The 18806-nt window shown below is 39.4% G+C and carries 20 protein-coding genes, 1 tRNA gene and 1 pseudogene; 14 read left to right on the top strand and 8 right to left on the bottom strand.

The genetic code is table 11. The features are described from left to right. Positions 1-59 precede the first annotated feature (59 nt). The 10 genes and pseudogenes from ISS83_02915 to ISS83_02870 all read left to right on the top strand — a co-directional run bounded on the left by ISS83_02915 (position 60) and on the right by ISS83_02870 (position 9946). Complete coding sequence (locus ISS83_02915; protein MBL7142579.1) at positions 60-779, top strand: FtsQ-type POTRA domain-containing protein; 720 nt, start codon at positions 60-62, stop codon at positions 777-779. Positions 780-812: 33 nt separating this feature from the next. Further along, positions 813-1565, top strand: coding sequence for a hypothetical protein (locus ISS83_02910; protein ID MBL7142578.1), 753 nt, complete (start codon positions 813-815; stop codon positions 1563-1565). 3 nt (positions 1566-1568) lie between these two features. Beyond that, a complete protein-coding gene (locus tag ISS83_02905; protein MBL7142577.1) occupies positions 1569-2087 on the top strand; it encodes a nucleotide exchange factor GrpE in 519 nt (172 codons plus the stop codon). A 78-nt stretch (positions 2088-2165) separates the two neighbouring features. Beyond that, entirely contained in the window at positions 2166-4070 is a 1905-nt protein-coding gene (dnaK, locus tag ISS83_02900) for a molecular chaperone DnaK (protein MBL7142576.1), read from the top strand. Between the two features lie 162 nt (positions 4071-4232). Beyond that, a pseudogene (gene dnaJ, locus ISS83_02895) lies at positions 4233-5306 on the top strand (molecular chaperone DnaJ). Between the two features lie 9 nt (positions 5307-5315). Next, positions 5316-5388, top strand: a tRNA-Lys gene (locus tag ISS83_02890). Positions 5389-5521: 133 nt separating this feature from the next. Then, positions 5522-6382, top strand: coding sequence for a hypothetical protein (locus ISS83_02885; GenBank protein MBL7142575.1), 861 nt, complete (start codon positions 5522-5524; stop codon positions 6380-6382). A gap of 195 nt (positions 6383-6577) precedes the next feature. Further along, on the top strand, positions 6578-7765 hold the full coding sequence (locus ISS83_02880) for a S41 family peptidase (GenBank protein ID MBL7142574.1): 1188 nt from the start codon (positions 6578-6580) through the stop codon (positions 7763-7765). A 79-nt stretch (positions 7766-7844) separates the two neighbouring features. Continuing rightward, positions 7845-8294 carry a 50S ribosomal protein L9 gene (gene rplI / locus ISS83_02875; GenBank protein MBL7142573.1) on the top strand — a complete coding sequence of 150 codons (450 nt, stop codon included), beginning with the start codon at positions 7845-7847 and terminating at the stop codon, positions 8292-8294. A 2-nt stretch (positions 8295-8296) separates the two neighbouring features. Next, positions 8297-9946: a CTP synthase gene (locus tag ISS83_02870; protein ID MBL7142572.1), complete on the top strand. Its 1650-nt coding sequence runs from the start codon at positions 8297-8299 to the stop codon at positions 9944-9946. 53 nt (positions 9947-9999) lie between these two features. Here the strand turns inward: ISS83_02870 and rpmA are convergent, their stop codons facing one another. Further along, on the bottom strand, positions 10000-10272 hold the full coding sequence (gene rpmA / locus ISS83_02865; protein ID MBL7142571.1) for a 50S ribosomal protein L27: 273 nt from the start codon (positions 10270-10272) through the stop codon (positions 10000-10002). 24 nt (positions 10273-10296) lie between these two features. Here rpmA and ISS83_02860 point away from each other — a divergent pair, with 24 nt between their 5' ends. The 4 genes from ISS83_02860 to ISS83_02845 all read left to right on the top strand — a co-directional run bounded on the left by ISS83_02860 (position 10297) and on the right by ISS83_02845 (position 12806). After that, positions 10297-10458: a hypothetical protein gene (locus ISS83_02860; GenBank protein ID MBL7142570.1), complete on the top strand. Its 162-nt coding sequence runs from the start codon at positions 10297-10299 to the stop codon at positions 10456-10458. A gap of 5 nt (positions 10459-10463) precedes the next feature. Further along, entirely contained in the window at positions 10464-11399 is a 936-nt protein-coding gene (locus tag ISS83_02855) for an FAD-dependent oxidoreductase (GenBank protein MBL7142569.1), read from the top strand. 4 nt (positions 11400-11403) lie between these two features. Next, on the top strand, positions 11404-12120 hold the full coding sequence (gene uppS, locus ISS83_02850; protein MBL7142568.1) for a di-trans,poly-cis-decaprenylcistransferase: 717 nt from the start codon (positions 11404-11406) through the stop codon (positions 12118-12120). A gap of 188 nt (positions 12121-12308) precedes the next feature. Further along, positions 12309-12806 carry a hypothetical protein gene (locus ISS83_02845; protein ID MBL7142567.1) on the top strand — a complete coding sequence of 166 codons (498 nt, stop codon included), beginning with the start codon at positions 12309-12311 and terminating at the stop codon, positions 12804-12806. 183 nt (positions 12807-12989) lie between these two features. Here the strand turns inward: ISS83_02845 and ISS83_02840 are convergent, their stop codons facing one another. From ISS83_02840 to ISS83_02810, 7 genes are all read right to left on the bottom strand, one after another. Further along, on the bottom strand, positions 12990-13481 hold the full coding sequence (locus ISS83_02840; protein ID MBL7142566.1) for an LAGLIDADG family homing endonuclease: 492 nt from the start codon (positions 13479-13481) through the stop codon (positions 12990-12992). Between the two features lie 138 nt (positions 13482-13619). Further along, positions 13620-14573: a tyrosine-type recombinase/integrase gene (locus ISS83_02835; protein ID MBL7142565.1), complete on the bottom strand. Its 954-nt coding sequence runs from the start codon at positions 14571-14573 to the stop codon at positions 13620-13622. Positions 14574-15107: 534 nt separating this feature from the next. Continuing rightward, the gene (locus ISS83_02830) at positions 15108-15716 is read right to left on the bottom strand and encodes a hypothetical protein (protein ID MBL7142564.1); all 609 of its coding nucleotides are present in this window, start codon (positions 15714-15716) and stop codon (positions 15108-15110) included. Between the two features lie 4 nt (positions 15717-15720). Then, positions 15721-16092 carry a hypothetical protein gene (locus tag ISS83_02825; GenBank protein MBL7142563.1) on the bottom strand — a complete coding sequence of 124 codons (372 nt, stop codon included), beginning with the start codon at positions 16090-16092 and terminating at the stop codon, positions 15721-15723. A 1-nt stretch (position 16093) separates the two neighbouring features. Further along, complete coding sequence (locus ISS83_02820; GenBank protein ID MBL7142562.1) at positions 16094-17566, bottom strand: glutamate--tRNA ligase; 1473 nt, start codon at positions 17564-17566, stop codon at positions 16094-16096. Continuing rightward, a complete protein-coding gene (gene murG / locus ISS83_02815; protein MBL7142561.1) occupies positions 17566-18690 on the bottom strand; it encodes an undecaprenyldiphospho-muramoylpentapeptide beta-N-acetylglucosaminyltransferase in 1125 nt (374 codons plus the stop codon). Before murG ends, ISS83_02820 begins: the two co-directional genes overlap by 1 nt. Next, positions 18687-18806: FtsW/RodA/SpoVE family cell cycle protein (locus tag ISS83_02810; protein ID MBL7142560.1), on the bottom strand; the 120-nt coding region annotated here is incomplete at its 5' end. The genes murG and ISS83_02810, both read right to left, overlap by 4 nt.

Here is an 18806-nt window from a genome sequence, read left to right as displayed (position 1 = left end):
CGCACAGATCCAAGAGGAAAAAACCGATTTAGCGCAATCGTTTTTTTTGGTTTTTTCTTTTGTTTTTGATCGTTGCTATCAGTCTTTGCTATTTTGTTTTTTTTACGCCATTTTTCAAGATTAAAGAAATTAAGATAAACGGCAATGAGAAAATATCGACGCAGGATATTGAAAATATAGTTAAAGAAGAGGTTGGTTCAAAAGGCAGTCTATTTTTTAGAATTAATGCTGGGAAGATAGAAGAGAATATTTTGATGAAATATCCTGAGATTGGTTTGGCCGATGTGAAAATGAGATTACCGGATAAACTGTCTATTGAAATACAAGAAAGACAGAGAGTTGCTCTCTGGTGCGCTAATGAGAACGATTGTTTTAAAATAGATGAAAACGGAATAGTCTTTGAAAAGATTGAAGAAGTTCCTGCTGGAGAAATAATAATCAACGATTCTTATTCCCAGGGCGAGAAGAAAACAGGGGAGCAGGCGATTGATAAAGACGATTTGGCTAAGATTTTGCAGATTAATTTTAATCTGGAGAAAAATTTGAATATTCAGGTTGCAGAGTTTTTCGTTTCTTCTGCGGACAAGCTGGTGGTGGTTACTGAAGACGGTTGGGAGCTGTATTTTAATCTTCAGAACGATATAGACTGGCAACTAATGAAGCTGAAAGTGCTTTTGGAGGAGAGAATATCTTTAGAAGAGAGGCAGGATTTGGAATACATTGAATTGAGGTTCGGCAATTTTGCCAATCCTAAGTTTAGGGGCGTTAGCACTCCTTGACAGTGACTGCTAACTTGATTATCATGGATGTATATGGAATTAACCGAAAGACAGACAGGAATATTGAATAATATCATCAAAAACTACATCAGGTCGGTTGAGCCGGTCAGTTCTGAGTTTCTGGAAAAGAAATGTGATTTTGATGTTTGCTCTGCCACTATCAGGAACGAAATGCAGAAGCTGACCGATGCAGGTTTTCTTTCCCAACCCCATACTTCGGCCGGCAGAGTGCCGACCGATAAGGGCTATCGCTTTTTCGTTGACAGCTTATTACAGGAACATTCTTTGAAAGAGGATATTTTTGAATCTGACTGGTTTAATGGGGAAATGGATGATACAATAAAGTTTCTCCAATCCGTAACCAAGAATTTAGCCTTGGTTTCCTCAAATTTTTCTTTAGGGTATTTGTCTGACAAGAAAATATTTTGGAAGGAAGGCTGGGAGGAAATAATCAAGGAGCCGGAATTCAAGGAAAGAAAGCTGATTAACGATTTTATTGCTATGGTTAAAAGCTTTGAGGAAGAAATAGCTGATTTTGATTTAGATGCTGATATCAAAGTTTACATCGGTAAAGAAAATCCCTTGCCCAAAGCCAGAGAATTCAGCGCTATAGTCACTAAATGCCATTTCCCGGTAGGCGAAGAGAATAAATTCTCTTCTTCACCCTTCGCTGCGGCTCGGGTGAAAGAAAACGGCATTTTGGCCATATTCGGCCTGAAACGAATGGATTACGATAAAAGCATCTGTTCTCTGAATTCTTTGATTCATTTATTGGATAAAGTTTAATATATGGTTGAAAAACAAGATGAAAATTTAAAAAAGAAATTGGAAGAGTGTTTAAGGCAGAAAGACGAGTATTTAGCCGGCTGGCAGAGAGCAAGAGCTGATTTTTTGAATTACAAAAAAGAAGAAATGGAAAGAATTACTGCTTTACTCGCTTATGCCGGCGAGGAGCTTGTTTTGAAAATTCTTCCTATTCTGGATAATTTTGAATTAGCGGAAAAAAAAATAGCCAAGGATTTAAAAGGCGAAGAAGATAAATCTTCTTCTCCTCCCTTCGCTGCGGCTCGGGAAAAAGATGAAAACGTAAAAGGGATTTTACAGATTAAAAATCAGATTCTGGATTTTTTGAAGAATCAGGGGGTGGAGGAAATGAAGACAGTTGGCGAGAAGTTTGATCCTAACTTGCACGAGGCGATTGAGACCAAAGAGGGCGGTCAATCAGGAGTTATATTAGAAGAAGTGCAAAGGGGTTATATTATAAACGGTAGGTTATTAAGGCCTGCGAAAGTAAAAGTCGCAAGATGAGTTTCCAAAGGAAACGAAATCCGAAATGAAGCATTGCTTCATTGAGTAATAAAAATAATTTATTAAATTAACAAAACTATGAGCAAAATATTAGGTATTGATTTGGGAACCACCTTTTCTGCTATAGCAGCCATGGAAGGAGGGGAACCAAAAATAATTGAGAACAAAGAAGGAGGAAGAACCACTCCCTCTGTCGTTGCTTTAACTAAAAGCGGAGAAAGGTTGGTTGGTGTTTTGGCCAAAAGGCAGCAGGTGACCAATCCTCAAAACACTATTTTTTCAGTTAAAAGATTAATTGGCCGGCGCTTTTCCGATCCGGAAGTGCAAAAAGACAAAAAGCTTATGCCCTATGAGATTAGAGAGGCGGCAGACGGTGGAGTTGAAGTGAAGATGAGCGAAAAATGGTTAAAGCCAGCTGAGATTTCAGCCATGATTTTACAAAAGTTAAAAGCTGATGCTGAGGCAAAACTGGGAGAAAAGATAGATGAAGCTATTATTACTTGTCCTGCTTACTTTGACGACAGCCAGAGAAAAGCAACTAAGGTTGCCGGGGAAATTGCCGGATTCAACGTAAAAAGAGTGATTAACGAGCCGACAGCTGCTGCTTTAGCTTACGGCTTGAATAAAAAGAAAGGAGAGCAGATTATTGTTTACGATTTTGGCGGAGGCACTTTTGATATATCTGTTCTGGATGTATCAGAAGACACCATAGAAGTAAAAGCAACTGGCGGAGATACTCATTTAGGAGGTGATGATTTTGACCAGAGAATAATGGACTGGCTGGTTAATGAATTCAAAAAGAGCGACGGCATTGATTTGTCAAAAGACCCTCTGGCTTTGCAAAGGATAAAAGAGGCGGCTGAAAAAGCAAAGATTGAATTGTCTTCTGTCATGGAGGCTGAAATCAATCTGCCTTTTGTTACAGCTGATTCTTCTGGCCCCAAGCATTTCTATTTTAAGTTGAGCAGGTCAAAGCTTGAAGAATTGGTTAATGATTATATTGATAAGTCCATTGATTTGGTAAAACAGACTTTGAGAGAAGCCAAGTTAGAGCCGAAAGATATTGAAGAAATAGTTTTAGTCGGCGGCCAGACCAGAATGCCGAAGATCCAGGAAGAATTGAAGAAAATATTCGGCAAGGAAGCCAATCGTTCAATCAATCCTGACGAAGTGGTGGCTGTTGGAGCAGCTATCCAGGCTGGTATTATGCAGGGAGACGTTAAAGATGTTTTGCTATTGGATGTTACTCCGCTTTCTTTGGGAATTGAAACTTTGGGCGGAGTAAGCACTCCTTTGATTGTCAAAAATACGACTGTACCCACTTCAAAAAACCAGGTTTTTTCCACGGCGGCTGACAGCCAGACGTCAGTTGAAATCCATGTTCTGCAGGGAGAAAGGCCCATGGCTCACGATAACAAAAGTTTGGGAAAGTTCATGCTGGACGGCATTCCGCCGGCTCCCAGAGGCGTTCCCCAGATTGAGGTGATTTTTGATATTGACGCCAACGGCATTTTGAACGTTACTGCTAAAGACAAGGCAACCAGTAAGTCACACTCAATAAGAATAGAAGGATCTACCGGTATTTTAAAGGAAGAAGTGGAAAAAATGAAAAAGGAAGCTGAAGCGCATGCTCAAGAAGACAAAAAAAAGCAGGAATCAATTGAGGCCAAGAATATGGCTGACAATGTTGTCTATATGACGGAGAAAACAATGAGAGAATCGGGAGATAAGATTTCCTCAGAAGCCAAGAAAGAAATAGAAGAAAAACTTAATGAGTTGAAGAAAGTGAAAGATGGTGATAATATTGAAGAAATTAAACAGAAAACTTCAGATTTATCACAGAGCGTTCAGAAAGTAGGGACTGAACTTTATCAGCAAGCGCAAAAGCAGGAGAAACCGAAAGAAGAGAAAGAAACGACAGAAGAAAAAAAACCGGAAGAAGAAAAAAAACCGGAAGAAGGGGAATACAAGGATGCTCAATAATCAATTTATCAGAGTACCGATTGTCTCTTCGCCCAGCGACTCAGAGCAATCTGCGTTCTCGGCGATTTGCCCTTCGGGACCATGCCAAATCGCCTCCGAAAGCTACTCTGAAAATTATTACCTCGCTTAGACTGTTGAAGTCTAACCTCAACAGACAAAATTATGAATAAAGATTATTATCAAATTCTAGGCCTTTCTCGGGATGCTTCTCATGAGGAAGTGAAAAAAGCATATTACAAACTGGCCCATAAATATCATCCTGACAAAGGCGGAGACGAGAAAAAATTCAAAGAGATAAGCGAAGCTTACCAGACTCTTTCAAATAAAGATAAGAGGGCCCAGTACGATCAATTCGGCAGGGTTTTTGAAGAAGGAGCTGGTTTTGATTCTGGATTTGATTTTAGTTCTTTCTCCGGAAGGCCGAATGTTGATTTTGAGTTTGATTTTGGAGACTTGAGCGATTTGATGGAGGATTTCTTGGGTTTTGGAATGGGAAGAAAGAAAAAAGATTTCAAGCGCGGCAAAGACATTGAGGTTGAAATGGAAATTCCTTTGGAGGATGTGCTTTCCGGTAAAGAAAAAGAAATTGTTTTGGATAAATTCGTTTCCTGTTCCAGGTGCCAGGGCACAGGAGGGGAACCGGGAACCAAAGTAAAAGAATGCTTTTCCTGCAGAGGCACAGGCTGGGTCCAGCAGATAAGAAGAACTCCTCTTGGTTCTTTTGCGCAGAACGCCACTTGCCCTGAATGCGGAGGAGAAGGTTTCAAACCGGAAAAACCCTGCAATGTTTGCCATGGAGAAGGAAGGATAAAAAAACAGGAGAGAATCAAAGTTTTCGTTCCGGCTGGCGTAGACAGCAATCAGATAATTAAGATTGAGGGACAGGGAGAAGCTGGCAGGCGCTCTGGAAAAGCAGGCGATTTATATGTTAGAATCTTTGTCAGGAAGCATCCGGTTTTCAAAAGAAAAGGCGATGATTTATATTCTCAAGCGTCGATTTCTTTCAGTCAGGCAGCTTTAGGAGGCGAGACAGAGATAATGACCTTGCAAGGGAAGAAGATTTTTCTTAAAATACCATCTGGAACAGAATCAGGAAAAATATTAAAGATTTCAGGCAAAGGATTAACTCATTTTTCAGGTTTTGGAACAGGGAGTATGTATGTTGAGTTAGTTGTCAGAACTCCCAAGAAGTTAACAAAAAAACAAAAAGAATTATTGGAAGAATTACAGGAAGAAGGCATTTTAGCCCCCGTAGCTCAATTGGTAGAGCAATTCCCTTTTAAGGAAGTGGTTCCGCGTTCGAGTCGCGGCGGGGGCACACGTATGTTTGCAGAAATTCTTATGGATTTCTGTTTTTGTTTGATTTTTTATTTTTAAAAGCGTATCATCTATTTAGCAATTTAGCGATATTTAATTTGTACCTTAATAATATAGGAAAGAGGTGAACAAGTATGATAACGCTTTCCAATGGTCATATCTTTGAATATATGGCGGCAAGTGGCGCATTGGGTTTTGACGGAAAGGGTTGGCTTTGGGACCAGCCTTGGCGTTGGCTTGGTCTTATTGACCCAACACTCTTCACTTCGGTAACTAAAACATTCACGCTTCAACGAATAGAAGGAAATCTGCGATGGTACAATCCTTTTCGTTGTGTCCGCTTTATACGCAGTGGAGTTCTCAACGCAGTTAAATTGTCAAACCCTGGACTTGATTGGTGGTGTGAAAAAGTCGGTTCATCGGTCAATTCAATGAAAATTCCTTTGGCTGCTTCAGTTTTCGGAGAACCCGAGGAATTAGCAGAAATGGCGAGGACATTGAACGGTTTTGATCTGGTTGGCTTGGAAGTAAACGCTTCATGTCCGAGTTGTCTCTTACAAGACACCAGAAAAGTAATTGCCAGTTGTGAAGCAGTCAAAAGCAACTCACGATTGCCATTAATTCTGAAAGTGTCAGTGGCTCACGATGTTTTACAAATACTGAAAAGGCTTGAGGGTGTTGTTGAAGCAGTGTCAATTAATAGTGTCCCCTGGGCAATAGCTTTTCCAAATCGTCGCAGTCCTCTTGAGAAGCTTGGAGATGGTGGAATTTCCGGGAAAGTCGCTCAGCCATTCACTTGGGATTTAGCTCAGAAAATGGCCAGTTTTACAACGATTCCAGTAATATGTCCGAGCGTGTGGGATTTTGATGACCTTAAAAAAGTCAGAGATCTTGGCGCTAAAGCCATCAGTTTCGGTTCTGTTTTTATGTATTATCCTTGGCGACCAACTCTGTATATTCAAAAGGAAAGAAGACTTAGACAATTAAAGGTCTAGCGGTACCTGTTATATAAATAACGAAGCCGCCTTTTTCTTTTTAAAGAGCTATTATAATGTTTTTTGCTTGTTTCAAATATTTTATTATGGTAAATTAATATAATGTTTTTTAAATACCGACCAAAAGGAGGTGAAGAAGAGAACACAGTTCTCTTCGCCTCAAAACAAAGTTTTGTTTTTTAGTTTGTTTACTGTATGTTGAGCAAAATAGCCAAAGTTTTTATTCTTCTTTTTGTAATCGTCATGATTGCGGTTGCTTTCGGTTTCGGCTTTTGGTTCGGCCAGTCCAAGGTTGTTTGCCAGGTTTGTCCTCCAGAAGACCTTGATTTCTCTCTTTTTTGGGAAACCTGGCAGACTATACAGGAAAAATACGTAGGCCAAGCGGAAATCAATGTTCAGGAACTGATTTACGGAGCGATTTCCGGCATGGTTGATTCTTTGAACGACCCATATACTGTTTTCTTAAAGCCTGACGATACTAAAAGATTTGTTGAAGACGTAAAAGGAAGTTTTGAAGGCGTGGGCATGGAAATAGATATCAGGGACGGCCAGTTACAGGTGGTTGCTCCTTTGGAAGGAACGCCGGCTCAAAAAGCAGGACTGAGAGCTGGCGATAAGATTATGGGCGTTGACGGAGAATCCACTCTTGATATAACAGTAGATGAAGCGGTCAGTCTGATTCGTGGGCCCAAAGGCACTGAGGTTGTTTTAACGATTTTTCGGGAAGAATGGGGAGAAACCAAGGACATTAAAATAATAAGAGGGGTGATTGATATTCCTTCTTTAAAACTGGAAATCAGGGATGACAATATCGCTTATCTGAAACTTTATCAGTTTTCCGAAGTAGCTTCTTTTGATTTTAGGGAAGCAGCTGCTAAAATATTAAACAGCGATGCTGACAGAATAATTCTGGATTTGAGGAATAATCCTGGAGGATATCTGGATGTTGCTCAGGATATTGCTGGTTGGTTTTTAGAAAAAGGCCAGGTAGTGGTTATTGAGGATTTCGGCAAAGAGAAAGAGCAGGATTTATATTTAGCCCAGGGCAATTCAAAGCTGTTAAGCTATCCTGTAGTCATATTGATTAATAAAGGTTCAGCTTCAGGCTCCGAGATTCTGGCAGGAGCTTTAAGGGACAATCGGGGAATTAAATTAATCGGCGAAACATCATTCGGCAAAGGGTCTGTTCAGGAATTGGCTGAATTAAGGGAGGGTTCTTCTTTGAAAGTGACCATTGCCAAGTGGTTGACTCCTAAAGGAGATTTCATTACTGACAAAGGCTTAGAACCTGATATAATGGTAGAAATGACGGAAGAAGATTACAGCGAGGGCAAAGATCCCCAGCTCGATAAAACAGTTGAAATAATTAAAGAATTAAATTAGAATAAGATAATATAGGCGGGTAGATGAGACCTCGTCTCATCGTCCTTTCACCTTCACCCGCCTTGGGCGGGCTCGATATATGAAGATTATTTTATTAAAAGACGTTGAAAGGGTGGGAAAGCAGTTTGAGGTTAAGGAAGTTAAAGAAGGCTATGCCAGGAACTTTTTGATTGATAAAGGTTTGGCAAAGCCAGCGACAGAGGAAGCTTTAAAATGGCTTGAAGTACAAAAAGAAATCCAGGAGAAAAAAGCTGAAGAAGAATTGAAAAAAGCGCAGGAGCTTGCTTCAAAGATTGATGACATGGAACTGGCTATTGCCGTTAAAGTCGGAGAAGAAGGACAGCTGTTCGAATCAATTAATGCGCAAAAGATTTCCGATAAATTAAAGGAAATGGGTTTTGAAGTAAAGAAAACCCAGGTTGATTTGCCAGAGCCCATAAAAGAAATAGGGGAGTTTCCGGTTAAAATCAAACTTGAACACAATTTAGAGGTCGAAATCAGAGCAATAGTCAGTAAATTGGAAGAGTAGCTATGGCTAAATTCATTTTCATTGCAGGCGGAGTGATGTCCGGCATTGGAAAAGGCGTGGCCACAGCTTCCATCGGAAAGATTCTGCAGGGCAAGGGCTTTAAAGTGACGGCAGTGAAAATCGACCCATACATTAATGTTGATGCAGGAACGATGAATCCCATAGAGCACGGAGAGGTTTTCGTGACAAAAGACGGAGTGGAGTGCGATCAGGATGTCGGCAACTATGAAAGGTTCTTGGACGAAGAACTGACAACCGAGAATTACATTACCACTGGCCGCGTTTACGAAACGGTCATCCGTAAGGAAAGGAATTTGGAATACGGAGGCAAATGCGTGGAAGTGGTGCCTCATATTCCCAATGAAGTGATTTCCCGCATCCAGAATGCTGCTAAAAAAACAAAAGCCGAATTCGTTTTAATTGAGATCGGCGGCACAGTCGGCGAATACCAGAATCTTCTCTTTCTGGAAGCAGCCAGAATGATGAAACTGCAACATCCAAAAGATGTTCTTTTTATTTTAGTCAGTTATCTGCCAATTCCCAACATGATCGGGGAAATGAAAACCAAACCTACCCAGCACGCTGTCAGAACCTTGAATTCAGGCGGCATACAGCCTGATATTATTATTGCCCGTTCGGAAGTGGCGCTTGACCAGCCTCGGAAAAAGAAAATATCGATTTTCTGCAACGTTCAGGAAGAAGACGTAATATCCGCTCCTGACATTAAATCGATTTACGAGATACCGGTTAATTTTGAAAAAGACAATCTGGGGAAAATGATTTTGAAGAAGTTCGGTTTAAGGCAGAGAAAACAGAATCTAAAAGACTGGAAAAAGCTGGTCAAGGTTATTAAAACGGCAAAGAAAACGGTTAAAATCGGTATTGTCGGAAAATATTTTGAAACAGGAGATTTCACCTTGGCAGATTCTTACATTTCCATTATTGAGGCGGTAAAGCACGCTTCCTGGTTCTATAAACTGAAAATAGAGTTATCCTGGTTATCAAGCGAATCTTACGAAAAGAATCCAGGGAAACTTAAAGAATTGAAAAAGCTTAATGGCGTAATCGTGCCTGGCGGATTCGGCAGCAGGGGAACAGAGGGCAAAATAAAGGCCATTGAATACTGCAGGAAGAATAAGATTCCTTTTTTAGGGCTTTGTTTCGGCATGCAGCTGGCAGTGATTGAATTTGCCAGAAACGTTTGCAAGATGAAAGAGGCCAATACTACTGAAATCGTTAAGCACTGCAAATATCCGGTTATTGATACGCTTCCAGAACAGGAAGCCTTAATCCAGGAAAAAAAATATGGAGGAACGATGAGGCTGGGAGATTATTCCTGTTTGATAAAAAAAGGAACTATTGTCCATTCAGCTTATTCAAAATCCCGCTGGGGGAAGCCGAACAAAAAAGGCGATATCTTGGTTAAAGAAAGGCATCGCCATCGATATGAATTGAACAATGAATTCAGAAAAGAGCTTGAGGCAAAAGGCTTGATAACATCGGGAGTCAATCCTGAAAGGGATTTAGTGGAGATTGTTGAAATTAAAAAGCATCCCTTTTTCGTGGGAAGCCAGTTTCATCCTGAGTTCAAATCAAAACCATTGAACCCGCATCCTTTGTTCCGTGAGTTTATCAGGGCAGCTACACGATGAAGTTTTCCTTCTTTGAAGTTTGCCTTCATTTATGAGCTTTCGCTGCGGCTTAGCTATTCAACGTTAACAACTTTGGCAACTCTTTGAGACCCGTCAAAATTCTTTTTCTTTTTAGTTTTAAAGTTAACCGTACCTTCTTTTAAAGCAAAAAGAGTGTCGTCGTTTCCTCTTTTGACATTTTTTCCGGGAAGGAACTTGGTGCCTCTTTGCCTGACGATAATGCCGCCAGCTTTAACTTTTTGGCCTGCAAATAGCTTTACACCCAAGTACTTCGGCCTTGAGTCCCTTCCTAATTTAGTTGATCCTGCAGCTTTGGTTTTTGCCATAATATATATAATTTAATTAACAAGATGATATTAACAAAGATGAAAGATTTTGTCAAAGACCATAAAGCCGATATAATTCTGGTTGTCGGCGTTATTCTGGTATCTTTGCTTTCTTTTGCTTTGGGCTATGTAACCGCCAAACAGCAGGACAAAGAACCGCTTAAGATAGAGTATCGGGCAGATTAAAACTTATGAAAATAGCTGTTGTAGGAGCAGGCATCAACGGACTTTATTTAGCGAGGCGCCTTTCGAAAAAGGGCCATGAGGTCGTTGTTTTTGAAAAGAGAGATAGAATAGGCAAGGAAGCTTGTTCCGGGCTGTTCAGCCAGAGGATTCTGGATTTTATTCCCCAAAGCAGGGATTTGATCCAAAGCCAGATTAATTCTGTTTTGATTCATTTCCCGAAAAAAACTGTTAAAGTTTTATTTTCCAAAAAGTTTTTCGTCATGAGCCATTTTGAACTTGATAACTTGGCAGCTGATTTGGCTGAGAAATCAGGCGTAAAGATTATATTAAAGCATGATGTAACCGATGTTCCTGAATTAAAAGAAGAATTTGAAAGAATTATCGGTTGCGACGGTCCGAATTCTGCAGTCAGAAAAAGTTTGAGTCCGAAAGAATTGGACGTTCGTTTGGCTATTCAAGGGTTTTCGTCCAAAAAAGATGACTCTGATTTTGTTGAGACTTGGCCGATAAATCAAGGTTTCATCTGGAAGATTCCCAGGAGCAGTGAAATTGAATACGGCGTAATCGGCAATTCGAAAGAAGCGAAAGATGTTTTTGAAGAATTTTTAAAGAAAAAAAATCTTCATTTGGAAAGAATAACATCGGCGCTTGTCCCTCAGGGCTTTCTTTTTCCTTCTGAAAAACAAGTGACTCTTTGCGGGGACGCTGCCGGACTTTGCAAGCCTTGGTCTGGCGGGGGAGTGGTCTGGGGGTTGATTGCTGCAGATTTACTCTTGAAAAATTTCCCTGATTTTATAAAATATATTAGAGCAGTAAAAGTTTTTTTTATTCCGCGGATTATCTTTTCGAAACTGGCCGTAAAACTGGTTTACTTTTTCGGATTCCATTTTCCTTGGATTCTGCCCAAAAGAATTAAAATTGAAAGCGATTTTTTACTTTAAAATTATGTCTGATAAAAATATTCCCAAACATGTATCCATTATTCCTGACGGTAACCGTCGTTGGGCGCAGAAAAGGGGATTGAGGGCCTGGGTAGGCCACCAGCATGGTATAAAAATGTTTGAGAAGATCTTGGAGAAAGGCAAAGAGCTTGGAATTCCATACATTACTTTCTGGGCCGGTTCTTGGGATAATCTGACTAAAAGACCTAAAAAAGAGGTGGATTTTTTATTTAAGCTATATACGGAACACTTTGAAAGAATAGCTAAAGATAAAGAAATCCACAAGAACAAAGTGAAAATCAATGTTATCGGCCGATGGAAAGAAATTTTACCCAAGAAAACCCAGGAAGCGATAGAAATGTCTTTGACAGCAACAAAGAATTACCACGATTATTTTTTAACTTTTCTTTTGGCTTACGACGGGACTGACGAAATGCGAGATTGCATTGAGAAAATATCTAAACTTTACCAGAAGAAAAAAATAAAAATCAGCAAAAGCTTAATTAAAGAAAATCTTTGGACAAAAGATCTGCCGGCAGTTGATCTGCTTATCAGAACAGGTTGCGAAAACGATCCGCACGTTTCTGCCGGTTTCATGATGTGGGATACAGCTTACTCGCAGTTTCATTTTACAAAAACTTTTTTTCCTGATTTTAACCCGAAAGAATTTGAAAAGATAATTAAGGATTATTCAAACAGAGAAAGAAGGATGGGTGCCTAAACGAAAAACCCGCCGTAGGGCGGGTACAACCCCGCAAGCGGGATTAGTTTTCTCTTAATATTAAGACGTTTTAATTTGATATTTATTACACTATTATTTAAGAGTTAGTGTCAAGTTTTACAACTTGATTTTTTTGTTTATTTTTTGTATACTATTATCAGCGACATTTATATTTAAGGAGGTTTGAAATGAACTATGATTTGTTGTTGAAGGCTAGAAGGCTTTTGCAGCCCTTGTGGAGTAAGGCTTGGTTGAAAGGATACTATTGGGGCAAGGGTGGCGCAAACATCGCTATCTGTATTGGCAAAGAATTGATTTTGGTTTCAGAAAGTGATGGCCGGTTGGTGAGACATGAATTTGTGAAAACCACCAATACCCAGCTTGGCAAAAGAGTAGGGGAATTATTTCAAGAAGGGGGCTTGACCCAGGAGATTAAAGAAGTTATTTCTCCTTCAGGATATACTGCTTTTTGTCCAGTATGTGGTTGGAGAGATGAGTTTGACCCTGGGTTACTTGGTGAAACTGACAGCAGGGGACAAGGATCTCGAGAGCTGATCATAAAAATTTTCAAAACCCATGATGAAGCATCTATAACAGGTTGTCGTTTCCCTACGATTCATATTCTAGACGAAAATTTAGTGCTGCAGCACACGCTTGCCAGAATACTAGCCTTGCGACGAAAATAGAACCAATAACCTGCAAAGAAAGCAAAAAAGAAGCTCTCTTCTTATGAGGAGAGCTTTCTAATTTATTGTGCGACAATAATAGGGAATAAGGGTAAATAGGGAAGGAGGGTATAATTTATACTATATAAGCTATAATAGGGCTAAAAAGGCCTATTATAGCCTAAAAATAAGGGGGGAATATGGCTATTTTGTGAGATGTTCTAGAATAGCTTGAGCCACAGGAATCCACTTGGGAATCCTGTTTTTTTTGCTTTTATACTGCTGGGCTGCTTGCTGAATTTTGATTAATCGTTCAAATAGCTCTTTAGGCCATTGGCTGAGAGCTTTGCCTTTATTTTGGTAAAGAATGGCAATTGCTTCAGACCAAAGCTCGAAATTCTTATTTTTGTCTCCGGAAAAAGAATGTTCTTTAAAGAAAGGGACAATTTTATCGTGAAGCTCGTCAATATTTTGCACAGAATATCTTATCTGGGTTCCAGTAATATAGTGAAGCCGGCCACAGTCCAAGGTTTCCTTTATCTCTCTCAACAGCTCTTCTTTATCGACAGAACCGACAATGACAAACTGCGCTTTCCAGGAGTAGTATATGGGAGAGTTAGTTCTTTTATGTCTGACATCTCTGCGGAACTGCAGGTCAAAACAGCCGGTTTCATTGACGATTTTAGTTATGTTCATAAACCACGTTTATTAAGAATGCGTAATTTTTGATGTATTTTTTCTTCTTTAGTGTATGTATCCTTCGCCGTTTATAAAGCCGGCAAGATATTCTTTAGATAGCAATGGTGTTTTATTCTGGCCTATAATTAAAAATTATTATTCATTTAAACTATGAAATTTTCTGTGGGTTTCTCTGAGTTTCTTTGATGTAACGGAAGCATAAATTTGAGTAGTACCGATATTTTTGTGTCCCAGAAATTCTTGAATAGTTCTTAAATCGACCCCTTGGCTTAATAAATCAGTAGCGAAAGAATGGCGAATTGTGTGGCAAGTGGTAAAGCTGGGGATGCCTGCTGAAATGGCATATTTTTTAACAATATTTTCCATCGAACGACTAGAGAGACGTTTTTTTATCATATTTCTTGGCCCTTTAAAATTAATAAATAGCGCCCTTTCTTTATCTTTCCTTGTTTTTAAATAATTCCCAAGCCATTTAATGGCTCTTTTTGAGAAATAAACTGGACGCGCTCTATTGCCTTTACCGATAACTACAATCTCCAAATCTTTTATTTCGGGAGTAATTTTTAATTGTTCTCTATTTAAACTTACTAATTCAGCCACACGAAGGCCAGTTGAAAAAAAAGTTTCTAGAATAGCTTTGTCTCTAAGGCCGCTAGTTGTAGAAGTCTTTGGCGCTTCCAATAGTTTTTTTATTTGGTCGAGGGCAAGAAATTTAATAGTTCTTTCGTCAATCTTTGATTTGGTTAATTTAATCTTTTCCGATGGTAAAGATAATATGTCGCGGTCAGTAAAATAGTTTAAAAGATTCCTTAAAGCAATAAGATAATAATTTTGGGTAGATCTTTTTAGCGGTTCTTTTGTATTTTTATTGAAAGTTTGAGATAAGAATATTCTATATTTTCTTATATGTTCTTCAGTAAGTTCGTGGGGGGCTAGGTTTGATAGGTTATTAGCAGATAGCCAAGAACAGAACTTGTTTAAAAATCTATTATAAGTTTCCTGACTTTTGTTACTTAAACCTCGTTCTATATCTAAATACTCTAAAAAGTCATTAAAATGTTCAATTATAGGTTTGGTATTTTTTTTCATAGATTATTAAGCCCCTTTATTATACTTCGATAAAGAATCATTATGCGAAGTATACCATACTCATAATATCAAGCCCAAAAGGCCTGTCAAATGCTCCCCTTAGTACTTATCTCTGTATAAAAAAACGAAGGGACCCACAGAGAACAAATTAGGGGTCCCATAACTCGCTAAATATAGGAGTTTTTGCCAATCATAATTGGCGAGATAATTGTAAGAAAGAACATCAAACGTGTTTAAAAAGAACTTTGTTCGGGAAAGAGAGAGATTGGGTTGAAGTGTTTGCTCCGCCAGGATTATGTGTTGTTAATCCTTTACATAGGAGCTTAATGTCCGAATCTTTCTCTTAAGAGATTTGCTTCCTCCTTGTTCTTTGAAATACGATAAAGCTAATCTCCTACTTTAATTATATATTTTTCACAGACATATTGTCAAGCTCAAAAAAAAACAAAAAACCATTAGAGTTTCCAGGTTGAAATTCTACTACATGGTTCCCTGCCCTAATGGCTTATGTCATTTTTTAGTGTCGCACAATAATCAGAAAGTGATAACAAACTCGTGGTATTTATCGCCTTTGGACGGGCATTTAGTTTCCCTGCATTGTATTTTTTTTCCTCTTTTGGGTAAAACCAGCTCAGCCAGAGAAGCTAAGTATCCTTCATTGCACCTGCACCAAACAGGATCCAATTCCATATCCTCTACTCTTAAAACAGCGCGGCCTTCTTTCTCATTATATTCAACAAAAGTCATCTTCCCAAAGTTCCAGTATTTTCCCCACATATCCTGCGTTTTTTTCATTATATTGGGAATGGAAAAAAAATATTTGGCAAAAAGCCTGACAACCAAAGAGGTTTTCGGCTGGAAAGCGCAGACCTTTCTGATAGCTTCATCGTCGGAATCAAAAGCCTGTTTAATGGCCAGCAAAGATAAAGCCCTTAATCCTGCCGGATAAAATTTCATGTTGCTTATTTTAGAATATTTAAAAGGATAGCCTGCTTTTTCCATTTCTTTTTCCACCTTTTTCAAGCCTTCCCTGCCTTTTTCTTTCAAAATGTATTCACCGTCTTGCTTTATGGCAATGCCCCGGCACTCCCCTTTTATATTCATCAGCTTGCTGGCAATTTCTTTGGCTAAAATTTCTTTCATAGTTTTATTTTATTAGTTCTTTAAATTTATTCCATAATGAGGACGCTTCGTTTTTCGCTTCCTGTTTCATTTCCTCTTTTTCTTCAGGAAAGTTTTCCTGGAAGATTTCTTTTCTTTTTTCGACTTCCGGACTGAACCAGCTCATAATCTTTGAGTTGATGTATGAAGAAAGCCAGCTCCACATTTTCTGCCAGATGGGCAGAACGTCTTCGTTCCACATTTTTTCAACTATTCCCGGCATTTGCTTTTCGCTTTCCTCAAATAATTTTTCGCCGAATTGTCCGGCTTCTTCCATGGTTTCCGGCATCTTTTGGGCAAAAGAAAAAGTGGGCAAGAGAAAGCAAACTAATATTGAAGTTACGATTATCTTTTTCATTCTAGAAAAGCTCTTTAGCTTCTTTTATTCTTTTTAATGTTTTTTCTTTTCCCAGGATTTCCGCTATTTCAAATGGTCCGGCCGATGCTTCCTTAGCGGTAAGCGCCACTCTTAGAGGCCAAAGTACTGCTCCCCTATTGTTTGTTTTTTCAGCTTCTTCCAATAAAACTTCTTCCAGTCTTTCTTTGCGCCACTCCCCTATTTTGGACAGCAGCTTTTCAGTTTTATCAAGAGAATCTTTTATTTCTTTGTCTGACATCTCTTTCCATTTTAGCATATCTTTCTCGTAATCAAGTTTGTCTTTGAAAAAGAAGTCAGCTAGTTCAACGATTTCAGAAAGTTTTTTCAGTCTTTCCTGGTAGAGTGAAGCGATTTTCACCAGATCGTCAGATTCAGTTTTTATGGGTAATCCGGCTGCAGCCAAATAAGGAAGGCATAATTCTGCCAGTTTTTCAGGAGAGCGTTGTCTGATGTAAAAGCCGTTTAAGAAATCCAGCTTTTTAATATTAAAAATAGCTCCGCCTTTTTGGATTTTTTCCAAAGAGAATTCCTTGATTAAAGAAGGCAGAGAATATATTTCTCTTTCGTCTCCCGGGTTCCAGCCTAAAAACGCCATGAAATTAATCAGGGCCTCGGGCAAATAGCCCTCTTTCCTGAAATCATGAACTGAAGCAGAGCCTTCTCTTTTACTCATTTTCGCCCTGTCTTCTCCTAATATAAGTGGCAGATGAGCGTACAAAGGCTGGGGAAATCCTAAAGCCTCCTGGAGCAGGATTTGTTTTGGAGTGTTGGAAATGTGGTCTTCTCCCCTGATTATGTGGGAGATTTTCATTTCAAAATCATCAATAACCGCAGCGAAATTATATAAAGGCGAATCCAGGCTTTTAGCAATGACCATATCCCCCATCAAAGAGGCGTCGAATTCCAAGTGTCCTCGTATCAAATCTTCAAAAGCAACTTTTTTTTGAGCGATCCTGAACCGTATTATCGATGGTTTTGCTTCGTCTAAATATTTCTTTACTGTTTTTTTATCAAGATTGGCGCATTGGCCGGAATAATGAGGAGCTAACCCCTGGGACATCTGGTATTGCCTTTCAGCTTCCAGATCCTGTTCAGAACAAAAGCAGTAGTAAGCTTTATCTTCTGCAATCAGTTTTTCCATATACTTTTTATAAATATCAGTTCTCTGGCTCTGCCTGTAAGGACCGTATTTTTCTTCTGTATTCGGGCCTTCGTCCCAATTAAGGCCGAGCCATTTCAAGCTTTCAATAATGTCTTTTTCAAATTCAGCTGATGATCTTTCTTGGTCCGTATCTTCAATTCTCAAAACAAAGATTCCCTCGTGCTTCTTGGAAAAAAGATAATTGAAAAGAGCGGTTCTGGCTGAACCGATATGAAAATGTCCTGTGGGCGAAGGGGCTATTCTCGTTCTTACTTCGCCAGGCTTGATGAATTTGAAATCTTCGCTGATCATTATTTATTAAGGTATTGGCTAAGATAATTGGCAATGGTTTTGGCTGCTTCTATTTTGGAAAAGGCTTTCGCTTTTTCAGCCATTCTTTTCAATTTTTCCTGATTGGTAAAAAGAGTTTTTAACTTTTCGAGAAAGAGGCTGGGAGTGAAATTGTTTTCTTCAATAACTAGGCAGGCTCCGTTCTCCTGGTAAGAGTAAGCGTTTTTTATTTGGTGGTTCTGGGCGGCCTCTGACAAAGGAATGAGGATTGAGGGTTTGGCAACAGCGGCAATTTCGAATATACTGCCAGCGCCTGCCCGGCTAATAATCAAATCAGCTACCGCATATGCCCGGCGCAGTTCAGGCTCTTTTAAAAAAGGAAAAAGATGGTAAAAGGGCTCTTCTTCTGTTTTCATAACCGCCTTTGATTCTGCCCTTGTTGTCTGGTAGTTGCTCTCGCCGCACTGGTGGATCAGTTCAAAATCCTTTAAGAGCTGCGGCAGAATATCAAGAATGCCGTCGTTAATCCTTTGCGATCCCTGCGAACCTCCCAGAATCAGAATGACGGGCTTATTTGAATTTAAATTGAAAAACTTTTTCGCTTCTTCTTTGGGGCTGTCCATCAGTTCTTTTCTGGTCGGATTGCCCACTAAAACCATTTTTCCCCGGGGGAAATACTCTGTCTTCGGAAAGGAAACGAAAATCTTGAAAGTAAGGTCGCTTAAAAACTTATTGGCTGCTCCAGGAGTAACGTCAGATTCGTGCAGAAATACCGGCACGAAAAGCATTTTAGCGGCAATAACCACTGGAATAGATCCGAACCCGCCTTTGGAAAAAACCAAATCAGGAGACATGAAGAAAATATGGAAAAAGGATTGAATGATGCCGATGGGAATTTTTATGCAAACGTCAACGAAGTTTTGCAGGGCTGTTTTCCAATCCAAGTACCTTCTGATTTTTCCGGCAAAAACAGTTTTTACTTTAATGTTTTCCTGGGAAAGCAAAACATAACCGAAATCGTCCTGCGGTCCGATAAAGAACAGTTTTAAATTATTTTGCGGACGGATTTTCCTCAGTTCGCGGGCGATAGCGACAATCGGTATGATATGTCCGGCCGTACCGCCGCCGGCAAAAAGTATTTTCATGTATTTTTAGATATATTTAACAGTATGCCTGAAGCAATCAAAACCATGATCAGAGCTGAGCCTCCATAGCTGATAAAAGGCAAAGGAATTCCGGTCAAGGGCAGAAGGCCTATCAT

This window comes from Candidatus Paceibacterota bacterium (genome assembly GCA_016782605.1).
Classification (GTDB): Bacteria; Patescibacteriota; Minisyncoccia; order Minisyncoccales; family RBG-13-42-11; genus BS750m-G71.
The sequence above is the reverse complement of the archived record's forward strand: the minus strand, read 5'-3'. Positions and strand labels throughout refer to the sequence as shown.

Excerpts from the sequence above, each read along its gene's own strand:
- dnaK (MBL7142576.1), top strand. The coding sequence starts at position 2,166 with ATGAGCAAAATATTAGGTATTGATTTGGGAACCACCTTTTCTGCTATA.
- ISS83_02885 (MBL7142575.1), top strand. The coding sequence starts at position 5,522 with ATGATAACGCTTTCCAATGGTCATATCTTTGAATATATGGCGGCAAGT.
- ISS83_02905 (MBL7142577.1), top strand. The coding sequence starts at position 1,569 with ATGGTTGAAAAACAAGATGAAAATTTAAAAAAGAAATTGGAAGAGTGT.
- ISS83_02855 (MBL7142569.1), top strand. The coding sequence starts at position 10,464 with ATGAAAATAGCTGTTGTAGGAGCAGGCATCAACGGACTTTATTTAGCG.
- ISS83_02830 (MBL7142564.1), bottom strand. The coding sequence starts at position 15,716 with ATGAAAGAAATTTTAGCCAAAGAAATTGCCAGCAAGCTGATGAATATA.
- murG (MBL7142561.1), bottom strand. The coding sequence starts at position 18,690 with ATGAAAATACTTTTTGCCGGCGGCGGTACGGCCGGACATATCATACCG.
- ISS83_02870 (MBL7142572.1), top strand. The coding sequence starts at position 8,297 with ATGGCTAAATTCATTTTCATTGCAGGCGGAGTGATGTCCGGCATTGGA.
- uppS (MBL7142568.1), top strand. The coding sequence starts at position 11,404 with ATGTCTGATAAAAATATTCCCAAACATGTATCCATTATTCCTGACGGT.
- ISS83_02835 (MBL7142565.1), bottom strand. The coding sequence starts at position 14,573 with ATGAAAAAAAATACCAAACCTATAATTGAACATTTTAATGACTTTTTA.
- rplI (MBL7142573.1), top strand. The coding sequence starts at position 7,845 with ATGAAGATTATTTTATTAAAAGACGTTGAAAGGGTGGGAAAGCAGTTT.
- ISS83_02825 (MBL7142563.1), bottom strand. The coding sequence starts at position 16,092 with ATGAAAAAGATAATCGTAACTTCAATATTAGTTTGCTTTCTCTTGCCC.
- ISS83_02820 (MBL7142562.1), bottom strand. The coding sequence starts at position 17,566 with ATGATCAGCGAAGATTTCAAATTCATCAAGCCTGGCGAAGTAAGAACG.
- rpmA (MBL7142571.1), bottom strand. The coding sequence starts at position 10,272 with ATGGCAAAAACCAAAGCTGCAGGATCAACTAAATTAGGAAGGGACTCA.
- ISS83_02845 (MBL7142567.1), top strand. The coding sequence starts at position 12,309 with ATGAACTATGATTTGTTGTTGAAGGCTAGAAGGCTTTTGCAGCCCTTG.
- ISS83_02860 (MBL7142570.1), top strand. The coding sequence starts at position 10,297 with ATGATATTAACAAAGATGAAAGATTTTGTCAAAGACCATAAAGCCGAT.
- ISS83_02910 (MBL7142578.1), top strand. The coding sequence starts at position 813 with ATGGAATTAACCGAAAGACAGACAGGAATATTGAATAATATCATCAAA.
- ISS83_02840 (MBL7142566.1), bottom strand. The coding sequence starts at position 13,481 with ATGAACATAACTAAAATCGTCAATGAAACCGGCTGTTTTGACCTGCAG.
- ISS83_02880 (MBL7142574.1), top strand. The coding sequence starts at position 6,578 with ATGTTGAGCAAAATAGCCAAAGTTTTTATTCTTCTTTTTGTAATCGTC.